Source organism: Aeromicrobium marinum DSM 15272 (assembly GCF_000160775.2).
In the GTDB taxonomy this organism is placed as follows: domain Bacteria; phylum Actinomycetota; class Actinomycetes; order Propionibacteriales; family Nocardioidaceae; genus Aeromicrobium; species Aeromicrobium marinum.
In genome coordinates this window covers 604906-622555 of the sequence record NZ_CM001024.1, presented here as the reverse complement: position 1 = coordinate 622555, position 17650 = coordinate 604906, and the positions used below count along the sequence as shown (strand labels likewise).

19 protein-coding genes are annotated in these 17650 nt (G+C 72.7%); 10 read left to right on the top strand and 9 right to left on the bottom strand.

The features are described from left to right. Positions 1 to 94 precede the first annotated feature (94 nt). Positions 95 to 514: a pyridoxamine 5'-phosphate oxidase family protein gene (locus HMPREF0063_RS16510; protein ID WP_007077246.1), complete on the top strand. Its 420-nt coding sequence runs from the start codon at positions 95 to 97 to the stop codon at positions 512 to 514. 9 nt (positions 515 to 523) lie between these two features. On the opposite strand, the gene HMPREF0063_RS03340 is transcribed toward HMPREF0063_RS16510, so the two are convergent. The 4 genes from HMPREF0063_RS03340 to HMPREF0063_RS03325 are packed head-to-tail and all read right to left on the bottom strand — an operon-like array spanning position 524 to position 4233. After that, positions 524 to 970, bottom strand: coding sequence for a hypothetical protein (locus HMPREF0063_RS03340; RefSeq protein WP_007077245.1), 447 nt, complete (start codon positions 968 to 970; stop codon positions 524 to 526). Continuing rightward, a complete protein-coding gene (locus HMPREF0063_RS03335) occupies positions 967 to 1563 on the bottom strand; it encodes a class I SAM-dependent DNA methyltransferase (RefSeq protein WP_007077244.1) in 597 nt (198 codons plus the stop codon). The genes HMPREF0063_RS03340 and HMPREF0063_RS03335 overlap by 4 nt, the downstream gene beginning before the upstream one ends. A 2-nt stretch (positions 1564 to 1565) precedes the next feature. Next, a complete protein-coding gene (gene katG / locus HMPREF0063_RS03330; protein WP_007077243.1) occupies positions 1566 to 3788 on the bottom strand; it encodes a catalase/peroxidase HPI in 2223 nt (740 codons plus the stop codon). Next, positions 3772 to 4233 carry a Fur family transcriptional regulator gene (locus HMPREF0063_RS03325; protein ID WP_007077242.1) on the bottom strand — a complete coding sequence of 154 codons (462 nt, stop codon included), beginning with the start codon at positions 4231 to 4233 and terminating at the stop codon, positions 3772 to 3774. Before HMPREF0063_RS03325 ends, katG begins: the two co-directional genes overlap by 17 nt. Positions 4234 to 4333: 100 nt before the next feature. Between HMPREF0063_RS03325 and HMPREF0063_RS03320 the strand changes: the two genes are divergently transcribed. Next, positions 4334 to 5482, top strand: coding sequence for a zinc-binding dehydrogenase (locus HMPREF0063_RS03320; protein ID WP_007077241.1), 1149 nt, complete (start codon positions 4334 to 4336; stop codon positions 5480 to 5482). A 121-nt stretch (positions 5483 to 5603) separates the two neighbouring features. On the opposite strand, the gene HMPREF0063_RS03315 is transcribed toward HMPREF0063_RS03320, so the two are convergent. Genes HMPREF0063_RS03315 through HMPREF0063_RS03305 form a run of 3 tightly spaced genes read right to left on the bottom strand, consistent with a single transcriptional unit; the run spans position 5604 to position 8115 of the window. Beyond that, on the bottom strand, positions 5604 to 6500 hold the full coding sequence (locus HMPREF0063_RS03315) for an alpha/beta fold hydrolase (RefSeq protein ID WP_007077240.1): 897 nt from the start codon (positions 6498 to 6500) through the stop codon (positions 5604 to 5606). Further along, a complete protein-coding gene (locus tag HMPREF0063_RS03310; RefSeq protein WP_007077239.1) occupies positions 6493 to 7437 on the bottom strand; it encodes an SDR family NAD(P)-dependent oxidoreductase in 945 nt (314 codons plus the stop codon). The genes HMPREF0063_RS03315 and HMPREF0063_RS03310 overlap by 8 nt, the downstream gene beginning before the upstream one ends. A gap of 9 nt (positions 7438 to 7446) precedes the next feature. After that, positions 7447 to 8115: a TetR/AcrR family transcriptional regulator gene (locus HMPREF0063_RS03305; protein WP_007077238.1), complete on the bottom strand. Its 669-nt coding sequence runs from the start codon at positions 8113 to 8115 to the stop codon at positions 7447 to 7449. A gap of 81 nt (positions 8116 to 8196) precedes the next feature. On the opposite strand from HMPREF0063_RS03305, the gene HMPREF0063_RS03300 reads away from it, so the two are divergent. Then, positions 8197 to 9144: an NAD(P)-dependent alcohol dehydrogenase gene (locus HMPREF0063_RS03300; RefSeq protein ID WP_007077237.1), complete on the top strand. Its 948-nt coding sequence runs from the start codon at positions 8197 to 8199 to the stop codon at positions 9142 to 9144. A gap of 4 nt (positions 9145 to 9148) precedes the next feature. On the opposite strand, the gene HMPREF0063_RS03295 is transcribed toward HMPREF0063_RS03300, so the two are convergent. Next, on the bottom strand, positions 9149 to 9877 hold the full coding sequence (locus HMPREF0063_RS03295) for a sulfite exporter TauE/SafE family protein (protein WP_007077236.1): 729 nt from the start codon (positions 9875 to 9877) through the stop codon (positions 9149 to 9151). A 22-nt stretch (positions 9878 to 9899) separates the two neighbouring features. Next, the gene (locus HMPREF0063_RS03290) at positions 9900 to 11384 is read right to left on the bottom strand and encodes an ABC1 kinase family protein (protein WP_007077235.1); all 1485 of its coding nucleotides are present in this window, start codon (positions 11382 to 11384) and stop codon (positions 9900 to 9902) included. Between the two features lie 106 nt (positions 11385 to 11490). On the opposite strand from HMPREF0063_RS03290, the gene HMPREF0063_RS03285 reads away from it, so the two are divergent. The 7 genes from HMPREF0063_RS03285 to HMPREF0063_RS03255 all read left to right on the top strand — a co-directional run bounded on the left by HMPREF0063_RS03285 (position 11491) and on the right by HMPREF0063_RS03255 (position 17649). Continuing rightward, on the top strand, positions 11491 to 12198 hold the full coding sequence (locus HMPREF0063_RS03285) for a histidine phosphatase family protein (RefSeq protein WP_007077234.1): 708 nt from the start codon (positions 11491 to 11493) through the stop codon (positions 12196 to 12198). A gap of 9 nt (positions 12199 to 12207) precedes the next feature. Continuing rightward, positions 12208 to 12759 (top strand): DUF3090 domain-containing protein, encoded by a 552-nt coding sequence (locus HMPREF0063_RS03280; RefSeq protein WP_007077233.1) that lies wholly within the window; start codon positions 12208 to 12210, stop codon positions 12757 to 12759. After that, a complete protein-coding gene (locus HMPREF0063_RS03275) occupies positions 12756 to 13517 on the top strand; it encodes an SCO1664 family protein (RefSeq protein WP_007077232.1) in 762 nt (253 codons plus the stop codon). Before HMPREF0063_RS03280 ends, HMPREF0063_RS03275 begins: the two co-directional genes overlap by 4 nt. 10 nt (positions 13518 to 13527) lie before the next feature. Further along, positions 13528 to 14352: an NAD-dependent epimerase/dehydratase family protein gene (locus HMPREF0063_RS03270; RefSeq protein WP_007077231.1), complete on the top strand. Its 825-nt coding sequence runs from the start codon at positions 13528 to 13530 to the stop codon at positions 14350 to 14352. An 87-nt stretch (positions 14353 to 14439) separates the two neighbouring features. Continuing rightward, complete coding sequence (locus HMPREF0063_RS03265) at positions 14440 to 15270, top strand: SDR family NAD(P)-dependent oxidoreductase (RefSeq protein WP_040320064.1); 831 nt, start codon at positions 14440 to 14442, stop codon at positions 15268 to 15270. A 4-nt stretch (positions 15271 to 15274) separates the two neighbouring features. Beyond that, positions 15275 to 16768, top strand: coding sequence for a flavin-containing monooxygenase (locus tag HMPREF0063_RS03260; RefSeq protein WP_007077229.1), 1494 nt, complete (start codon positions 15275 to 15277; stop codon positions 16766 to 16768). Then, positions 16765 to 17649, top strand: a complete 885-nt coding sequence (locus HMPREF0063_RS03255) for an alpha/beta hydrolase fold domain-containing protein (protein WP_007077228.1) — start codon at positions 16765 to 16767, stop codon at positions 17647 to 17649. The genes HMPREF0063_RS03260 and HMPREF0063_RS03255 overlap by 4 nt, the downstream gene beginning before the upstream one ends. Position 17650: the final 1 nt, after the last annotated feature.

The following is a 17650-nucleotide window of genomic DNA, read 5'->3' as shown; positions in this document are numbered from 1 at the left end:
GCTCCGTCCTGGTCGGGTCGAGGGGACGTCGAGAGCGTACAGGCCGCGCTCCCCCGGCGGCGTAGGATCGGGACCACCCGACGAAGGACGAGCCATGACCGCGAGCCGCCCACCCGGCGAGACGTTCCGTGTCCTCTCCGAGCCCGAGTGCCGCGAGCTGCTCACCACCACCACGGTCGGTCGGGTCGCGTTCGTCGACGCGGCGGGGATCCACCTCGTCCCGTTGAACTTCGCGGTCATCGACGACCTCGTCTTCTTCCGCACCTCTCCCGACAGTCTGCTGGCCGGACTGCCCGAGGCGGGCGAGATCGCCTTCGGCGTCGACCACCACGCGGAGCTGTTCCGCCACGGGTGGAACGTCACGGTGAAGGGGTCCGCGTCCCGCGTGACCGACCCCGAGCAGATCCGGACGGTGCTGGCCACCGCCCGACTGCGTCCGTGGGCCGGGGGCGAGCGAGACGTGGTCATCGCCCTCGAGCCCCGCTCGATCGAGGGTCGTCGGGTGCACGACTGACCCGGACGGTCAGCGGCGGGTCAACACGAACGGCGCCGCCGTGGCTCGGGCCACCACCCCGGCCCTGCCGACGAGGGTGAGGCCCAGGAGGTGGTCGTCGTCGAGACTGCGCAGCTCGTCGCGCACCCACCGCCACGGTCGTGGCGCGTCGGCGGCGTAGCTGATCGCCGCGACCGGACCGCCGCCGCACCACGAGTCGTCGCCGGTGACGAGCATCGGCAGCCGCTCACCGAGCGGTCCCTCGCCTCGGCTGCGGACGAGGTTGGCGCCCTGGCCGGCGTCGAACCGCTTGCCGAACCACCGTGGCAGCCCGACCACGGCCAGGCCCGCCGGTGCGACGTGCACGAGCGGGCGCAGGAATCCGGACTCCCAGGTGCCGTCGAGCTGACCGGGCTGGGGTGCCGGCAGGTCGGGCCAGCACCGACGGGCCGCCACCACCGACCGGGGCGCCGTCACGTGCGCCCGGCCTCCGGCTGCCGGGCCACGCTGACCGCGAACTCCGCGGAGGAGTCGAACGGTCGCAGGTCCCACGTCGCGAACCTCTGCTCCAGCACCAGACCGGCCGCGGCCAGATCGGTGTCGAGCCCGTCGACCCCGTAGTGCCAGTCGAGCCGGAATCCCAGCACCAGGACACCTCCGGGCGCCACGTGGGCGGCGAGGCGGCGCACCACGTCCCCCTCGGTCCCCGGGGCGAGGAACACCATGACGTTGCCCGCCGTCACCACCGCGTCGAAGGTCCGCCCCAGGTCGAGCCCGGCGAGGTCCGCCTCGACCCAGGTGGGCCCGGCGTGCTGGGCCCGCGCCTCGGCCACGAGGACCGCGTCGACGTCGACCCCCACGACCTCGTGGCCGAAGGAGTGCAGCGCCGCCCCCAGCCGGCCGGTGCCGCAGCCGGCGTCGAGCACGCTCGACGCCGGCTGCACCAGGGCGTTGACCAACCGGGCCTCACCGGCGAGGTCGGCCCCCTCCTCCGCCAGGGCACGGAACCGCTCGGCGTACCACTGGGAGTGGCCGTCCTTGGTGTCGGTGAACCAGCGAGGCGTCGTCATGGTCAGGCCAGGTCGTAGCGACCCAGGTTCATGACCTTGTCCCACGCGGCCACGAAGTCGCGCACGAACTTGCCGGTGGCGTCGTCGCTGGCGTACACCTCGGCGACGGCCCGCAGCTCGGAGTTCGAGCCGAAGACCAGGTCGGCGCGGGTCCCGGTCCAGACGACCTGACCGGAGGCGTCGCGGGCCTCGAACGTCTCCTCGGACTCGTCGACCGGCTTCCACTCGGTCCCGAGGTCGAGCAGGTTGACGAAGAAATCGTTCGTGAGCGTGCCCGGCGTGCGGGTGAGCACGCCGTGGTCGGAGCCGGCGTGGTTGGCGCCGAGGACCCGCAGACCGCCGACGAGCACGGTCATCTCGGGGGCCGAGAGCGTCAGCAGGTTCGCGCGGTCGACCAGCAGGTACTCCGCCGGGAGGCGGTGGCCCTTGCCCAGGTAGTTGCGGAACCCGTCGGCGGTCGGCTCCAGCGCGGAGAACGACTCGACATCGGTCTGCTCCTGGGTCGCGTCGGTGCGACCCGGGGTGAACGGCACGGTGACCTCGTGGCCGGCCGCCTTCGCCGCCTGCTCGACCGCGGCGACACCGCCCAGCACGATCAGGTCGGCCATCGAGATCGTCCCGGCGAAGCCCGAGCGGATGCCCTCCAGCGTGCTCAGCACCTGCGCCAGCTGGTCGGGGTGGTTGACCTCCCAGCCGTTCTGCGGCTCGAGCCGCACCCGGCCACCGTTGGAACCGCCCCGCTTGTCACTGCCGCGGAAGGTCGAGGCCGAGGCCCACGCGGCCGAGACCAGCTGGGGGACGGTGAGTCCCGAGGCCAGGATCTCGGCCTTCAGCGCGGCCACGTCGTCGTCGCCCACGAGCTCGTGGTCGACCGCCGGCACCGGGTCCTGCCAGATGAGGGTCTCGGACGGGACCTCGGGGCCGAGGTAGCGCTCGATCGGACCCATGTCGCGGTGCGTCAGCTTGAACCAGGCGCGGGCGAACGCGTCGGCGAACTCGGCCGGGTTCTCCAGGAAGCGGCGCGAGATCGGCTCGTAGACCGGGTCGAGGCGCAGCGCCAGGTCGGTGGTGAGCATCGTCGGCGGCCGCGACAGCGAGCCGTCCTCGGGGTCGGGCACGGTGTTGGCACCGGCGCCGTCCTTGGGCTGCCACTGGTGGGCGCCGGCCGGGCTCTTCGTGAGCTCCCACTCGAAGCCGAACAGGTTCTCGAAGTAGAGGTTGGTCCACTCCGTCGGCTTCTGGGTCCAGGTGACCTCCAGGCCGCTGGTGATCGCGTCGCGGCCCTTGCCGGAACCGAACGAGTTCTTCCAGCCCAGGCCCAGCTCGGCCATCGGCGCGGCCTCGGGGTCGTCACCGACGTACTCGTCGGGATCGGCGGCACCGTGGGTCTTGCCGAAGGTGTGGCCACCGGCGATCAGCGCGACGGTCTCCTCGTCGTTCATCGCCATCCGGCGGAACGTCTCGCGGATGTCGCGGGCCGCGGCGAGCGGGTCGGGCTGCCCGTTGGGACCCTCGGGGTTGACGTAGATGAGGCCCATCTGCACCGCGGCGAGCGGATTCTCCAACTCACGGTCGCCGGTGTAGCGCTCGTCGCCGAGCCAGGTCTGCTCCGGGCCCCAGTAGACGTCCTCGTCGGGCTCCCAGACGTCGGCGCGACCACCGGCGAAGCCGAAGGTCTGCAGGCCCATCGACTCCAGGGCGACGTTGCCGGTCAGGACCATCAGGTCGGCCCAGGAGATCTGCTGGCCGTACTTCTTCTTGATCGGCCACAGCAGACGGCGCGCCTTGTCGAGGTTGCCGTTGTCGGGCCAGCTGTTGAGGGGCGCGAAGCGCTGCATGCCGGTACCGGCACCGCCGCGGCCGTCACTGATCCGGTAGGTGCCGGCGGCGTGCCACGCCATCCGGATGAAGAAGGGGCCGTAGTGCCCGTAGTCGGCCGGCCAGAAGTCCTGCGAGTCGGTCATCAGGGCGTGCAGGTCGGACTTGAGGGCCTGGTAGTCGAGCGCCTCGAAGGCCTCGCCGTACTCGAACCCGTCGTCGAGGGGGTCGGTGGCGGGCGCGTTCTTGGCCAGGATCTTCAGGTTCAGGCGGTCCGGCCACCACTCCTGGTTGGCCGATCCGATCGTCGGGTGCGCGCGGCCTCCGCCGGTGACGGGGCAGACCCCGGCCTGCTCGCTGGCCTCGTCGTTCATGTCTCCGACGACTGCGTCATGTTCTGCGGACATGGGAATCCTTTCGTTGGGTGCAAGCAGGGCAGGTGCCCCAGTAGATGACTTCGGCCTCGTCGACGACGTAGCCGTGGTGGTCCGACCCGGTCAGGCAGGGCGCCTCGCCGACGGCGCAGTCGACGTCGGCGATCGAGCCGCAGGAGCGGCACACCACGTGGTGGTGGTTGTCGCCGACGCGCGCCTCGTAGCGGGCGAGGGAACCCGACGGCTGGATGCGGCGGACGAGACCGGCGGTGGTCAGGGCGCGCAGGACGTCGTAGACGGCCTGGTGCGACACCTCGCCGATGTCGGCGCGGACGACGCCGAGGATGGTGTCGGTGTCCGCGTGCGCGTGGGTGTGCACGGCCGTCATGACCGCGGTCCGTGGCCGGGTGACCCTCAGGCCCGCGGAGCGGAGGAGCTGCTCGACCCCGTCGACGGGGAGTGCTGCACCGGTGGACACGTTCTCACCATGGCCCACTTTCTGGAACGAGTCAAGAAACGGCGGATGTCGGTGTGGCGTACGGCACCCGACCACGACCGGTGGCGAGTAGGTTCACGTCATGCGCGCCGTCACCCTGCACCGAGGTCAGCTCGAGGTCGAGGACGTCCCCGACCTCCGTCCGACGAAGGGGCAGGTCCTGCTCGACGTGACCCGGTGCGGCATTTGTGGGTCGGACCTGCACGCCCGCGTGCACGGCGATGCCACTGCCGACGTGGCCGCCGAGATCGGCTACGACCACTTCATGCGGTCCGACCAGCGGGTCGTGATGGGGCACGAGTTCACCGGCACGGTGGTCGACTACGGCCCCGGCACCCGCCGGCGGTGGTCCTCCGGGACGCCGGTGGTGGCGATGCCGATCCTGGGCACCGGCGACGGCATCCACCTGACCGGGCTCTCGCAGCCCGCCGCGGGCGGCTACGCCGAGCAGGTCCTCACCACCGAGGCCCTCACCTTCGAGGTGCCGAACGGTCTGGCCCCCGAACGAGCCGCGCTGACCGAGCCGCTGGCGGTCGCCCTGCACGCCGTCAACCGGGGCGCGGTCGGCACCCGGGACACCGCCGTGGTCGTCGGGTGCGGACCGATCGGCCTGGCCGTGATCCTGGTGCTCAAGGCTCGTGGCGTGCGGACCGTCATCGCCAGCGACTACTCCCCCGGCCGCCGCGAGCTGGCGCGCCGCTGCGGGGCCGACGTCGTCGTCGACCCGGCCGCCGAGTCCCCCTGGTCCACCTTCGACGACAGCCGGAAGTACCTCACCGAGGCCAGCTCGCTGTTCGAGCTCGCGGTGGACTCGATGACCAAGCTGCGCGCCGTGCCGCTGCTGCCGTGGAACCGGGTGCTCGAGACCGCGCAGAAGCTCGGGGCCGGTCCGCGTGGTCCGGTCGTCTTCGAGTGCGTCGGGATGCCCGGGGTGATCGAACACATCGTCAGTGCCGCCCCGCTGCTGACCCGCGTGGTCGTCGTGGGGGTGTGCATGGAGCCGGACACCTTCCGGCCGGCGATGGCCATCAACAAGGAGGTCGAGCTGCGGTTCGCCTTCGGCTACGACCCGGCGGAGTTCCACCGCGCCCTGCTGCTGATAGCCGAGGGCAAGGTCGACCCGTCACCGCTCGTGACCGACACGGTCGGTCTCGACGGGGTGGCCGACGCCTTCGACCGCCTCGCGGACCCCGAGCGCCACGCGAAGATTCTCGTCGACCCCTCCGCCTGACCCCCCGTTCGCGAAGTTACGGAGCCGGCACGGGAGTTTGGCACATGACACGGCAGATCTGCCGTGCCGTGTGAGAGGTTGCCGTGCCGGCTCCGTAATTTCGCGCGGGGTGCGTGGCGGGTCAGGGGGCGAGGTGGTCGAGCAGGAGCGCGGCGACCACGTCGGGCCGCTCGACCTGGAGGAAGTGGCCGGCGCCGGGGACGACGTGCACGTCAGGCTGCGGAAGGACCGCGCGCGCCCGCTCGGCGAAGCCCGCGTGCACGCAGCCGTCGTCGGCGCCGTGCAGGTACCGCACCGGCACCCGGGCGGCCCGGAAGGCGTCGGCCTGCAGCGCCCGGTAGGCCCGATCCGGCCGGTTCACGCGGATGGTCGCGCGGTACGGCGCGACCATGGCCTGCCGGCCCTCCCGGGTGGCCATCGCGGCTGCCAGCAGCTCGAGGTCCTCCGCGGCGTCGTGGCCGGGTGACCACCGTCGCCACAGGAACGGGACCAGCCGCGGCACCAGCCGGTCGGACCCGGGCAGGGCGAGCACCACGGTGTACCAGCTGAGCAGCAGCTGGGGACCCACGGCGCGGATCCACCGCAGCGGGTGCGGCCACGGACGGAACAGCGCGACGGGCGCCGGCACGGCCATCGCGACGACCCGCGAGAACGGCGACCGCCCGTGGGCCGCCAGTCCGTGGGCGGCGAGCGCGCCCCAGTCGTGGCCGACGACAGCCGCCCGGTCGTCGGCGCCGAGGGCCGCGTGCCACTCGATGGCGTCGGACATGAGGGCCCCGACGTGGAAGTCGCGGTCGTCCGGTCGTGCCGTCGGTGGGTAGCCGCGCAGGAACGGCGCCACCACCCGGTACCCCTGGGCGGCGAGCAGCGGCGCGACGGCACGCCACGTCCAGGCGGTGTCCGGGAAACCGTGCAGGCACAGCACGAGCGGTCCGTCGTCGGGACCCCACGCGAGCGCCGAGGCCCGCAGCCGGGGCAGGTCGACCTCGAGCGTCCTCGGTCCGGCGACGTCAGCCACGTGCGCGCTCCCAGAGCTCGAGCGACACGTCCCACAGCCGCTCCGCGGCCACCGGGTCGAGCGCGTGCGGCACGACCCCGTGCAGGCCGTCGGTGATCTCGTCGACCACCTCGGCCTCGCGGCAGTCCTCGAAGTAGCGACCGCCGACGCCCTCGAGGGCCGGCGCCGTCGCCACCAGCACCGACGTCGCCGCCCCCTGCTCGGGGGTCTTGGCCAGCCCCGCAGCGGCCCGCTTGGTCGAGGCGAGGACCTCGGGATCCCAGTGCCGTTGGAGGTTGGTGAAGATGCCGCCGGGCATCACCGCGTTGACGGTGATGCCGTCGGTCGCCCACCGCCGGGTGGCCTCGACGGCGAACAGCACGTTCGCGGTCTTGGACTGCCCGTAGGCGAGACCGGGATCGTAGGCGCGCCGGTCGAAGAACAGGTCGTCGAACACGACCGGGGAGCCGGCGTGACCGCTGGACGACACCGACACGACCCGCGCAGCACCGTCCGCGACCAGCGCGTCGTGAAGTCCGAGCGCGAGGCCGAAGTGCCCGAGGTGGTTGGTGGCGAACTGCAACTCCCACCCCTGCCGTGTGTAGGTCTCGGGCGTCATCATGACGCCGGCGTTGTTGACCAGGATGCCGAGCGGTCCCTCCCAGTCGGCGACGAAGGCCTCGACCGACCCGGGATCGGCCAGGTCCAGCGGTGCGACGACGACGTCCCCACCGGTCGACCGGCCGATGTCGTCGGCCACCGTCCGGCCGGCAGACGGGTCACGCACCGCCAGCACCACGCGCGCTCCGGCGGCGGCGAGAGCACGTGCGGTCTCGACGCCGATCCCCGACGAGGCACCCGTCACGACCGCGACCCGCCCCGTGAGGTCGATCCCCGCGGCGACCTCGGCGGCCGTGCTGGTGGCGTCGAACGAGGTGGCGATGCGGGGCTCGGTCACCCTGCGAGCCTAGTGCTGGGTGGCGAGCCGCGCCTCGAGGCCGTCGAGCACCAGGTCGAGCCCGAACCCGAACTCGTCGCCGTAGTCGTACCCGCCGCCGACGACCTGGTCGGTGACCATCTCGACGAGGTGCGGATAGCGGTCGGCCGGGATCAGGTCGCGGATGGTCCCGATGAACTCCTCGGCCTGCTCGCCGGCCTCGAACGGCAGGTTGACCTCGGTGAGGACGAACCCGTAGACGTACGCGTCGATGGCGGAGAAGGCGTGGGCGGCGAGCCCCACGCCGAAGCCACCGGCCCGCAGGCAGCCGAGCACGGCGTCGTGGTGGCGCAGCATGTCGGGCCCGGGGGCGCGCCGCGACTCGATCAACCCCAGCGCCCAAGGGTGCGCCGACAGCTCGGCCCGCGCGGACGCCGCCCGCGCCGCCATGGCCGGCCGCCACGGACCGGTGCCCGACGGCAGCTCGATCCGGGTGAACACCCAGTTCGCCAGGGCGTCGAGCACCTCGTCCTTGTTCGCCACGTGGTGGTAGAGCGCCATCGCGGTGGCGCCCAGCTCGGCACCCACGTTGCGCATGCTGACGTCGACCAGACCGCCGCGGTCTGCGACCCGCACCGCGGCGTCGACGATGGCGTCCCGGCTGAGGGTCGATCGGCGCTGACTCGATCGGCTGACCATGGCGGCACCTCCGGCGGGTTGCATGTGTACAGGCGTAAGGCTAGCATTCGACCACCATTCATACGGGTGTAAGGACGCGACATGCGAGCAGCAGTGGTGCAGCGGTACGGACCTCCGGAGGTCGTGCGGATGGCCGAGGTGCCCCGGCCCGAGCCCGGTCGGGGTGAGGTGTTGGTGCGCGTCCGCTCGGTGGCCGTCACCTCGGCCGACGCGCGGATCCGCGCCGCCCGGTTCCCCCGCGGTTTCGGGGTCCTCGCCCGACTGGCGTTCGGGGTGCGCCGGCCGCGCCGGTCCGTGCTCGGCAGCGCGTTCGCCGGGACAGTCGAGGCTCTCGGCCCCCGCGTCGACGGTGTGGCCATCGGCGACGACGTGTGCGGCATGACCGGCATCTCGATGGGGGCGCACGCCGAGTACCTGACGCTGGCGGCTGCCAAAGCGGTGCCGGTCCCCCCGACCGTCGGTCACGACGAGGCCGCCGCCCTGCTGTTCGGCGGCTCCACCGCCCTGCACTTCATTCGCGACAAGGCCGACGTCGGCCCCGGCACGACCGTCCTGGTCGTGGGTGCGTCCGGCGCGGTCGGCTCCAGCGCCGTGCAGATCGCCCGTCATCTCGGGGCGACCGTGACCGGGGTGTGTAGCGGAGCCAATGCCGACCTGGTCACCCGCCTGGGTGCCGACCGGGTCATCGACCACACCCGCACCGACCTCGCCGACGTGAGCGACCGGTTCGACGTCGTACTCGACACGGTCGGGACCGTCTCGATCAGGTCGGGCCGGAGGCTGCTCGCCCCCGGCGGGCGACTCCTGCTCGCGGTGGCCGGGCTGGGCGAGACGCTGCGCGCCCGCGGCGACGTCGTCGCCGGCCCCGCGAAGGAACGGGTCGAGGACTTCGCGCACCTGCTCGACCTGGCCGCGTCCGGCCACCTCGACCCGGTGATCGACGACGTGCTGGACCTCGACGACGTCGTCCGAGCGCACCAGCGGGTGGACACCGGGCGCAAGGTCGGGAACCTGGTCCTGCGCCCCTGACCGATCAACCGACCAACGACCGCACCACCAGCACCACGGCCGAGGCTCCGCTCACGAGCAGGACCAGGGGGCGCACGACCTCGGTGGGCAGCCGGCGGCGCAACGGTCCGCTGATGGCGAACCCGACCAGGAGGGCGGGCAGCATGGCGACGGCGACCATCAGCTCGTCACGCGTGAGCTCGCCGGAGATCCCGAGCCCGACCAGGCTCATCGCCGCGCCGACGAGGAAGAACACCGCCAACGTCGTGCGGATCTGACGCGGCGGGCGCCGCTGGTACAGCAGCGCGAACGGCGGCCCGCCGATCGAGGTCGCGGTGCCGGTGACCCCGCTGACGAATCCGGCCACACCGAGCGTGCGCCTCGTGATCGGCACGACGACCGTGCGTGCGGTCAGCAGGACCGCGGCGAGCACGATCAGGCCGATGCCGACCCCCAGCTGCCGCTCGCTCAGCGAGGCGACGACCCACACCCCCACCCCTGTTCCCACCACCCGCGCGGGCAGCGACCAGCCGAGGCCGTGCCAGTCGATCTCCTCGCGCTCGCGGGACAGCGTCACCACCGGCAGCACCGAGGCCAGCATCAACATCGCGCCGGGCATCAGCTGGGGCGCCAGCAGGGTGATCACCGGGGCGGCGACCAGGCCGAGCCCCAGTCCCACGACCGACTGCACGAAGGTGCCGACCAGCAGCGCGGCCGCGATCGCCACGAAGGTCCACACGCCGAGGTCACCCACGGCCCCAGCCTCGCACCAGCGCTCAGACGGTCGCCAACAGGTCCAGCAGGATGTCCTGCACCACGGCCAGCACGTCGGCGTCGGGCGCCACGGCCGCCGCGAAGCCCGACAGGTACAGCAGGTTCTTGAAGAACAGGACGAGGTCCTTGGGCATCCGGAACCCGTTGCGGGCGAGCACCTGCAGCAGTCGTCCCAGGGTCACGCCGAGCTGGTCGAACGTCACCTGGCCACGGGCCCGCTCCTGCAACAGGTCGAGCTCGGCCTGCAGCTCGGCGACCAGCGTCCCGGTCGGGACGTCGCGGTCGATGGCACCGAACGCCTGCATCGCCTCGATCTGGCCCGCGGCGTCGTTCGCGGCCCAGGCCGCGAGGTACTGCACGAGTCCCGCACGCTGCGCCGCGTCCAGCCGCCCGGCGATCCCGAAGTCGACCAGCGAGAACGACCCGGTCGACGCGTCGATCAACACGTTGCCGGCGTGCAGGTCGCCGTGGAACACCCCGTACCTCAGCGTCGCCTCCACGACGCCCCGGATACCGGTGCCCAGCAGGACGTCACCGTCCAGCGCGGCCGTCCGGTCCAGCCGCGCGTAGGACGCGCCCGGCAGGTACTCCATGACGAGGACCTTCTCGGTCACCATGCCGGGCACGGGCCGGGGAGCCAGCATGTGGTGGGCCCCCATCGCCTCCAGCACGGCGCTGGAGTCCACCAGGTTGGCTGCCTCGAGCCGGAAGTCGAGCTCCTCCAGCGCCAGCTGCGCGAACAGCTCGACGAACCCGGTCAGGTTCGCCGAACGGGCCGCCGGGTGCAGCCGCTCGGCGGCGGCCGACGCGAGGGCCAACGTCTCGATGTCGGTGCGGAACCGGCGCCGCAGACCGGGCCGCAGCACCTTCACGACCACCTCGGTGCCGTCGGTGAGGCGCCCCCGGTGCACCTGACCGATCGAGCCGGCCGCGAGCGGGGCGTCGTCGAACCACGCGAGCCGGTCCTGCGCAAGCCCCAGCTCGCGGTCGATCACCGCCCGGGCGACGCCGGGTTCGAGCTGCGGGGCCTCGTCCCGGCACCAGGCGAAGGCGCGGACCCACTCGTCCGGCACCAGCCCGTCGCCGGTCGCGACGAACTGGCCGAGCTTGACGTACGCCGGCCCTCCGGCCCGCACCAGTCGCTGCACCCGCTCGATCGTCGCCGCTCCGGCCTCCGGCGGCTCGACCCTCAGCCCCACGGCGGCCGAGGCGACCGCGAGCAGCTGGAAGGGCGCACCCGGTGCCGCGACCCCGGCGAGCCGCCACCCGGTCGTGAGCAGCGACGCGATGGTGTCGGGCCACAGGCGCGGTGAGGCCAGCCGCCGCGCATCGCGAGCCACCGCCGCTCGACCGGCCACCGCCTCGTGGTGCCACCGCAGGGCCTGCTCGGTCAGCCCCGGCACCGCGGCGAGGCGGTCCGAACCGCGGATCAGGTCGTCGATACGGGGCAGGGGCGGCGGCACGTCAGCGGACAGCAGGTCGGACATACCGAGAGAATGTCACGGCGACCGGCGCCGGGCGAGAGCTCCGGACCGTGGGTCCCGTCACCCTGTCGCCGCGCCACGACGCTCCCGACTGTCTAGGCTCACGCCCATGGCCACCCTGATCCTGGTCCGTCACGGACGCACGACCGCGAACGCCTCCGGGCTGCTCGCGGGCCGGACCGCCGGTGTGCGCCTGGACGCCACCGGACGGGACCAGGCCGACCGGACCGCGACCCGGCTCGGCGACGTCCCCCTGGTCGGTGTGGTCACCAGCCCGTTGGAACGGTGCCGACAGACCGCGCGGGCCATCCTGGCGCGGCAGACCGATGACGTCCCCCTGGCCGTCGAGCGCGGGATCGTGGAGTGCGACTACGGCGACTGGCAGGGTCGCTCGCTGGCGGACCTGGCGAAGGAGCCGCTGTGGAAGGTGGTCCAGAACCATCCCTCAGCCGCGGTGTTCCCGGGCGGCGAGTCGCTGCCGACCATGCAGGCACGGGCGGTCGAGGCGGTACGACGACACGATGCCGCGGTCGAGGCGGAGCACGGTCCGGGCGCCGTCTGGGTCGCGGTGAGCCACGGCGACATCATCAAGTCGGTCCTGGCGGACGCTCTGGGCATGCACCTGGACCTGTTCCAGCGGATCAGCGTCAACCCGGCATCGGTCTCGATCGTGCGGTACGGGGCCGCGCGTCCCGACGTCGTGGCGACCAACACCGACGCCGGTGACCTGTCCTGGCTGCGCGCAGCGCCGCCCGCCGAGGACGCTGCGGTGGGCGGAGGCGCGGGCCCGGAGGCGGCAGCGCAGCCTCCCTCCTAACATGGGGACATGGCCCCCATCGTCCACCACTTCGACTGGCCGGACCGGTTCGTCACCGGCACGGTGGGCCGGCCTGGCGCCCGCACCTTCTTCCTGCAGGCGCGCAGCGGCAGCGATCTGGTGAGCGTGGTCGTCGAGAAGGAGCAGACCGCCGCCCTGGCCGACAAGATCGACGAGGTCCTCGACGAGCTGATGGCCCAGGACGGCAACCCGTTCAGCATCCCTGCGCTCACACCCGAGGGCCTGGTCGACAACGACCCGTTGGAGGAGCCGGTCGCCGAGCAGTTCCGCGCCGGCGCCATGAGCCTGGGCTGGGACCCGTCGACCGGCCAGGTGGTCATCGAGGCGTTCCCGCTGCTCGAGACCGACCTGGAGGAGCTCGACCCGGTCGAGATCGAACCGGCCGAGGTGCTGCAGGTGCGGATCCCGGTGGGCAGCGCCCGCGCCTTCACCCAGCGCACCCGCGAGGTCGTGGGCGCGGGGCGGCCGCTGTGCTCGCTGTGCAGGATGCCGATGGACGGCCCCGACCACGTGTGCGAGCTGCCCGACGGGTTCCGGTGACCGAGGCCGGACCTGCGGAGCTGGTCGTCTCGGGCCGGATCATGCCGGCCTCCAACGCCACCTTCGCCGGTCACATCGCCGACGTCGAGGTGGTCTACAAGCCGGTCGCCGGCGAGCAGCCGCTGTGGGACTTCCCCGACGGGTGCCTGGCCCACCGCGAGGTCGCCGCCTACCTGGTCTCGGAGGCCACGGGGTGGGACGTGGTGCCCCGCACCTGGCTGCAGGACGGGCCGATGGGACCCGGGATGGTGCAGCAGTGGCAGGACACCGATCCCGAGCAGGAGGCGGTCAGCCTGGTGGCCGCCGGCGACATGCCTGAGCAGGGCTGGTGCCACGTGCTCGACGGCATCGACGCCCGCGACCGCGCCGTGTCGTTGATCCACGAGGACTCGTCGGCGCTGCGTCGCATGGCGGTCTTCGACGTCGTCACCAACAACGCCGACCGCAAGGGCGGCCACGTGCTCGAGATGGCCGACGGGCACCGTCACGGCATCGACCACGGCCTGACGTTCCACGCCGAGCACAAGCTGCGCACCGTGCTGTGGGGCTGGCTCGGCCAGCAGCTCACCGAGCAGGAGTGCGCGGGCGTCCAGCAGGTGCGCGACGCCCTCGCGGGTGAGCTCGGCGACCGGCTGGTCGACCTGATCACCGACGAGGAGATCGAGGCCCTGGACCGTCGCTGCGACCGGCTGCTGCGCACCGGCCGGTTCCCGGCCCCTCGCGGTCGCATGCCCGCCGTCCCGTGGCCCCCCTTCTGATGAGGACCCGATGACGCAGCCACCTCCCGACGTCCTGCTGGTCGGCTGCGGCGAGCTGGGGGCCGAGATCGGCCGGCGGCTGGCCGTCCGCGGACACCGTGTCGCGGCCATCCGCCGCCGGGCCGACCTGGTGCCGCCCCCGCTCGTCGGGGTGTCGGCCGACCTGACGCGCGAGGCTCCGCGGCTGCCGCCGCTCGACCTGGCCCATCTGGTGGTGGCGCTGGCCGCCCGCCCCCGGACCGAGGACGCGTACCGGGCCACCTATGTCGACGGCATGCGACGCGCGCTCGACGCGGTGGAGGCCGGCGGTGCTGCGCCGCGTCGAGCCGTGCTGGTCTCGTCGTCCGGTGTGTTCGGCGACGCCGGTCCCGAGCCTGTGCTCGACGAGCGCTCCCCCGCCGTGCCGGCCGACGGTCCCGGCCGCGTGCTGCTGGCCGCCGAGGAGCTGTTCGCCGAGCGGTTGCCGGGAGGCACGGTGCTTCGCCTGTCGGGACTCTACGGCGGCGACAGCACCTTCCTGCTCGACCAGGTCCGCGAGGGCCGGGTGACCGATCCTCACCGCTGGACCAACCGGATCCACCGCGAGGACGCGGCAGCGGCGGTCGTGCACCTGCTCACCCGCGACGCCGACCCCGACCGGCTCTACGTGGGCACCGACGACGAACCCACCCAGCTCGGCGACGTCGCCGCCCACCTGGCCGCGCTGAGCGGCGCGCCGACTCCCCCGGCGGCGGACCCGGCCAGCGGTCACGGCAAGCGGCTGTCGAACGCACGCCTGCGCGCGAGCGGCTGGACGCCCCGCTACCCCAGCTACCGCGAGGGCTACCCCGGCTGAGGCTATCCACCATTGACCAATGGTGCATAGCATGATGAGATGCATGAGTGCGTGCGTCCGCGCGTCCCCGCCTCCCAGGAGCTCCCCATGATCGGTTTCGGATCCAAGCGCACGCACGACTCACGAGCCGTCGTCACCGGCGCCGGCAGCGGCATCGGCGAGGCGTTCGCGCTCGAACTCGCGAAGCGCGGCGGCAGCGTCGTCTGCAGCGACATCGACGTCCGGACGGCCCAGGCCACCGCCGACCGCATCACCGAGGCGGGCGGCAAGGCCGTCGCCCTGGCGTGCGACGTCTCCTCCCTGGAGCAGGTCACCGCGCTGGCCCAGGACGCCCAGGAGTGGTTCGGCGGGGTGCCGACCCTCGTGGTCAACAACGCGGGCGTCGGTGCCGGCGGTCAGCTGGTGGGCGAGACGCCCTGGGCCGACTGGGAGTGGACGCTGGGCATCAACCTCTACGGCGTCATCCACGGCTGCCACACCTTCGTCCCGATGATGCGTGAGGCCGGGCAGGGCGGCGTCATCAACGTCGCGTCCGCGGCGGCCTTCAGCGCCGCCCCGCGCATGGCGCAGTACAACGTCAGCAAGGCCGGGGTGATGGCCCTGTCGGAGACGCTGTCGGCCGAGCTGGCCGGCAGCGGCGTGGGCGTCACGGTGCTGTGCCCCACGTTCGTGAAGACCAACATCCTCACCGGCGGTCGCATCACCTCGGCCTCGACCGAGCTGGCCGCGAAGCTGATGGCGTTCGGCATGTCACCCGAGCGCGTCGCCCGCACCACGCTGAACACCCACGACCGCGGCGGCCTCTACGTCATGCCCCAGCTCGACGCCAAGGCCGTCTGGGCCGCCAAGCGCCACACTCCGCGCACCTACACCCGGGGGGTCGGTCTGCTGGACAGGTTCACCTCTCTGGGAGCCTGACCCTGTGACCACCCCCACCCTGGACCACGAGGTCGCCGTCGTCGGCGCCGGCTTCTCCGGCATCGGCGTCGCGATCGCCCTCGGCCGCGCCGGCATCTTCGTCATCCTCGAGGACGGTGACGGCGTGGGCGGCGCCTGGCACTGGAACACCTATCCCGGCGTGGCCGTGGACATCCCCTCGTTCAGCTACCAGTTCTCGTTCGCCCAGCGGTCGGACTGGTCGCGGGTGTACGCCCCCGGCGCCGAGCTGAAGGGTTACGCCGAGGACTGCGTCGACACCTACGGGCTGCGGCCGAAGATCCGCTTCGACTCCCGGGTCACCGACGCGGAGTTCGACGAGGACCTCCACGTCTGGCGCCTCACGCTGCGCGGCGGCGACACCCTGACCGTGCGCCACCTGGTGGGAGCCACCGGCGTGCTGACCCAGCCCAAGCCCCCGGCGATCCCCGGCGTGGACGACTTCGCCGGCACCGCGGTGCACACCGCACGGTGGGACCACGACCTCGACCTGACCGGCCAGCGCGTCGCCGTCATCGGCACCGGCGCCTCGGCGGTGCAGCTGATCCCGTCGATCGCCGAGCAGGTCGAGCACCTGACCGTCTTCCAGCGCACCCCCATCTGGTGCCTGCCGAAGTTCGACGCCCCGCTGCCGGCCGCGGCGCGGACGGCCCTGCGCCGCGTCCCGGGCGCGAAGGCGGTGGCCCGCCTGCTCAGCCAGTCCTACGTGGAGGCGACCTTCCCCCTGGCGGCCCACTTCTCGACGATCCTGCCCGTGGCGAAGATCGGCGCCCGCGGCGGCCGCGCGTTCCTGGCCCAGCAGGTCCACGACCCGGTGGTGCGCGAGAAGCTCACCCCGCAGTACGGCCTGGGGTGCAAGCGTCCGAGCTTCTCCAACGAGTACCTGGCGACGTTCAACCGGCCCGACGTGGCCCTGGAGACCACGCCCATCGCCGAGATCACCGCGACCGGCGTCACCACCACCGACGGCGTCGAGCACCCCGTCGACGTGCTGGTGCTGGCCACCGGGTTCCAGGTGTTCGAGGTCGGCAACATGCCGCCGTTCCCCGTGCGCGGTCGCGGAGGGGTGAACCTCGGGCAGTGGTGGGAGCAGAACCGGTACCAGGCCTACGAGGGCGCCACGGTGCCCGGCTTCCCGAACTTCTTCACCGTGCTCGGCCCCTACGGGTACAACGGGTCGTCGTACTTCACGCTCATCGAGAACCAGGCCCGACACATCGTCCGGTGCCTGGTACGGGCGCGCGCCGAGCAGGCGACCGCCGTCGAGATCTCGGCGGCCGCCCACGACCGGTACTTCACGAAGATGCTGGCCCGCCGGCCCCGGCAGATCTTCTTCCAGGGCACGTGCGGCGGCTCCAACAGCTACTACTTCGACGCCCACGGCGACGTTCCGCTGCGCCCGTCCTCCACGCTCGAGGTCGCGTGGCGCAGCGCCCACTTCGACCTCGACGACTACCGGTTCGAGCAGACCCCGGCATGACCAGCTGGCAGCTGCAGGCCGTGAACGTGTTCCTCCGCCTCACGAAGAAGCGTCGGTACGCGACCGCCGCTCGGGGCGTCCATGCCCTGCACCACGGCAGGGACCACGCGGACCCGCCTCGCGGCCTGGCGGGTCGTATCACCGGCCGTCCGCTGGCCACCGGTGAGCTGCTGACCGTGGCCGGCGCCTCCCGCGTCGACGGTCAGGACACCGGCGACGCCCTGGTGTACCTGCACGGCGGAGCGTTCGTGCACGGCATGGCCCCGCAGCACTGGATGCTGGTCGCCCACCTGGCCGAGCACACCGGGCTCGACGTCCACGTCGTGCGGTACGGGCTCGCACCGACCCACGGGATCGATGACGCCCACACCCTGCTCGCGGAGCTGGCCACGACCCTGCGGGACCGGCGACTCCACGTCCTCGGCGACTCCGCCGGCGGCAACCTGGCCCTGCTGCTCGCCCAGTTCCACGGCGAGCACCTCACGATCGCCGGCATGACCCTCCTGGCACCCTGGCTGGACGTGTCGCTCGCCAATCCCGAGGTCGATGCCGTCGAACCGACCGACCCGTGGCTGAGCCGCGCGGGCATGCACCCCATCGCCGAGCGGTGGGCCGGACCCCACGCCCGGGACTCGGCCCGGGTCAGCCCGTTGTTCGGTGACCTCTCCGACCTGCCGCCGACCCTGGTGATGGTGGGCTCGCGCGACGTGTGCCTGCCCGACGCCCTGCTGCTGCGTGACCGAGCCACGCCGGCCGGCCGGGTGTCCCTGACCGTGGCCGACGGGGCTCCTCACGTCTACCCGCTGCTCCCCGTGCCGGAGGGACGCACAGGACGCACCGAGATCGTGACGCACGTGCGACGGACCTTCGACGCCGAATGAT

Coding starts and splice junctions, on each gene's coding strand:
- HMPREF0063_RS03285 (WP_007077234.1), top strand. CDS start 11,491: ATGGCCACCCTGATCCTGGTCCGTCACGGACGCACGACCGCGAACGCC.
- HMPREF0063_RS03305 (WP_007077238.1), bottom strand. CDS start 8,115: ATGGTCAGCCGATCGAGTCAGCGCCGATCGACCCTCAGCCGGGACGCC.
- HMPREF0063_RS03335 (WP_007077244.1), bottom strand. CDS start 1,563: ATGACGACGCCTCGCTGGTTCACCGACACCAAGGACGGCCACTCCCAG.
- HMPREF0063_RS03270 (WP_007077231.1), top strand. CDS start 13,528: ATGACGCAGCCACCTCCCGACGTCCTGCTGGTCGGCTGCGGCGAGCTG.
- katG (WP_007077243.1), bottom strand. CDS start 3,788: ATGTCCGCAGAACATGACGCAGTCGTCGGAGACATGAACGACGAGGCC.
- HMPREF0063_RS03265 (WP_040320064.1), top strand. CDS start 14,440: ATGATCGGTTTCGGATCCAAGCGCACGCACGACTCACGAGCCGTCGTC.
- HMPREF0063_RS03300 (WP_007077237.1), top strand. CDS start 8,197: ATGCGAGCAGCAGTGGTGCAGCGGTACGGACCTCCGGAGGTCGTGCGG.
- HMPREF0063_RS03320 (WP_007077241.1), top strand. CDS start 4,334: ATGCGCGCCGTCACCCTGCACCGAGGTCAGCTCGAGGTCGAGGACGTC.
- HMPREF0063_RS03255 (WP_007077228.1), top strand. CDS start 16,765: ATGACCAGCTGGCAGCTGCAGGCCGTGAACGTGTTCCTCCGCCTCACG.
- HMPREF0063_RS03290 (WP_007077235.1), bottom strand. CDS start 11,384: ATGTCCGACCTGCTGTCCGCTGACGTGCCGCCGCCCCTGCCCCGTATC.
- HMPREF0063_RS03280 (WP_007077233.1), top strand. CDS start 12,208: ATGGCCCCCATCGTCCACCACTTCGACTGGCCGGACCGGTTCGTCACC.
- HMPREF0063_RS16510 (WP_007077246.1), top strand. CDS start 95: ATGACCGCGAGCCGCCCACCCGGCGAGACGTTCCGTGTCCTCTCCGAG.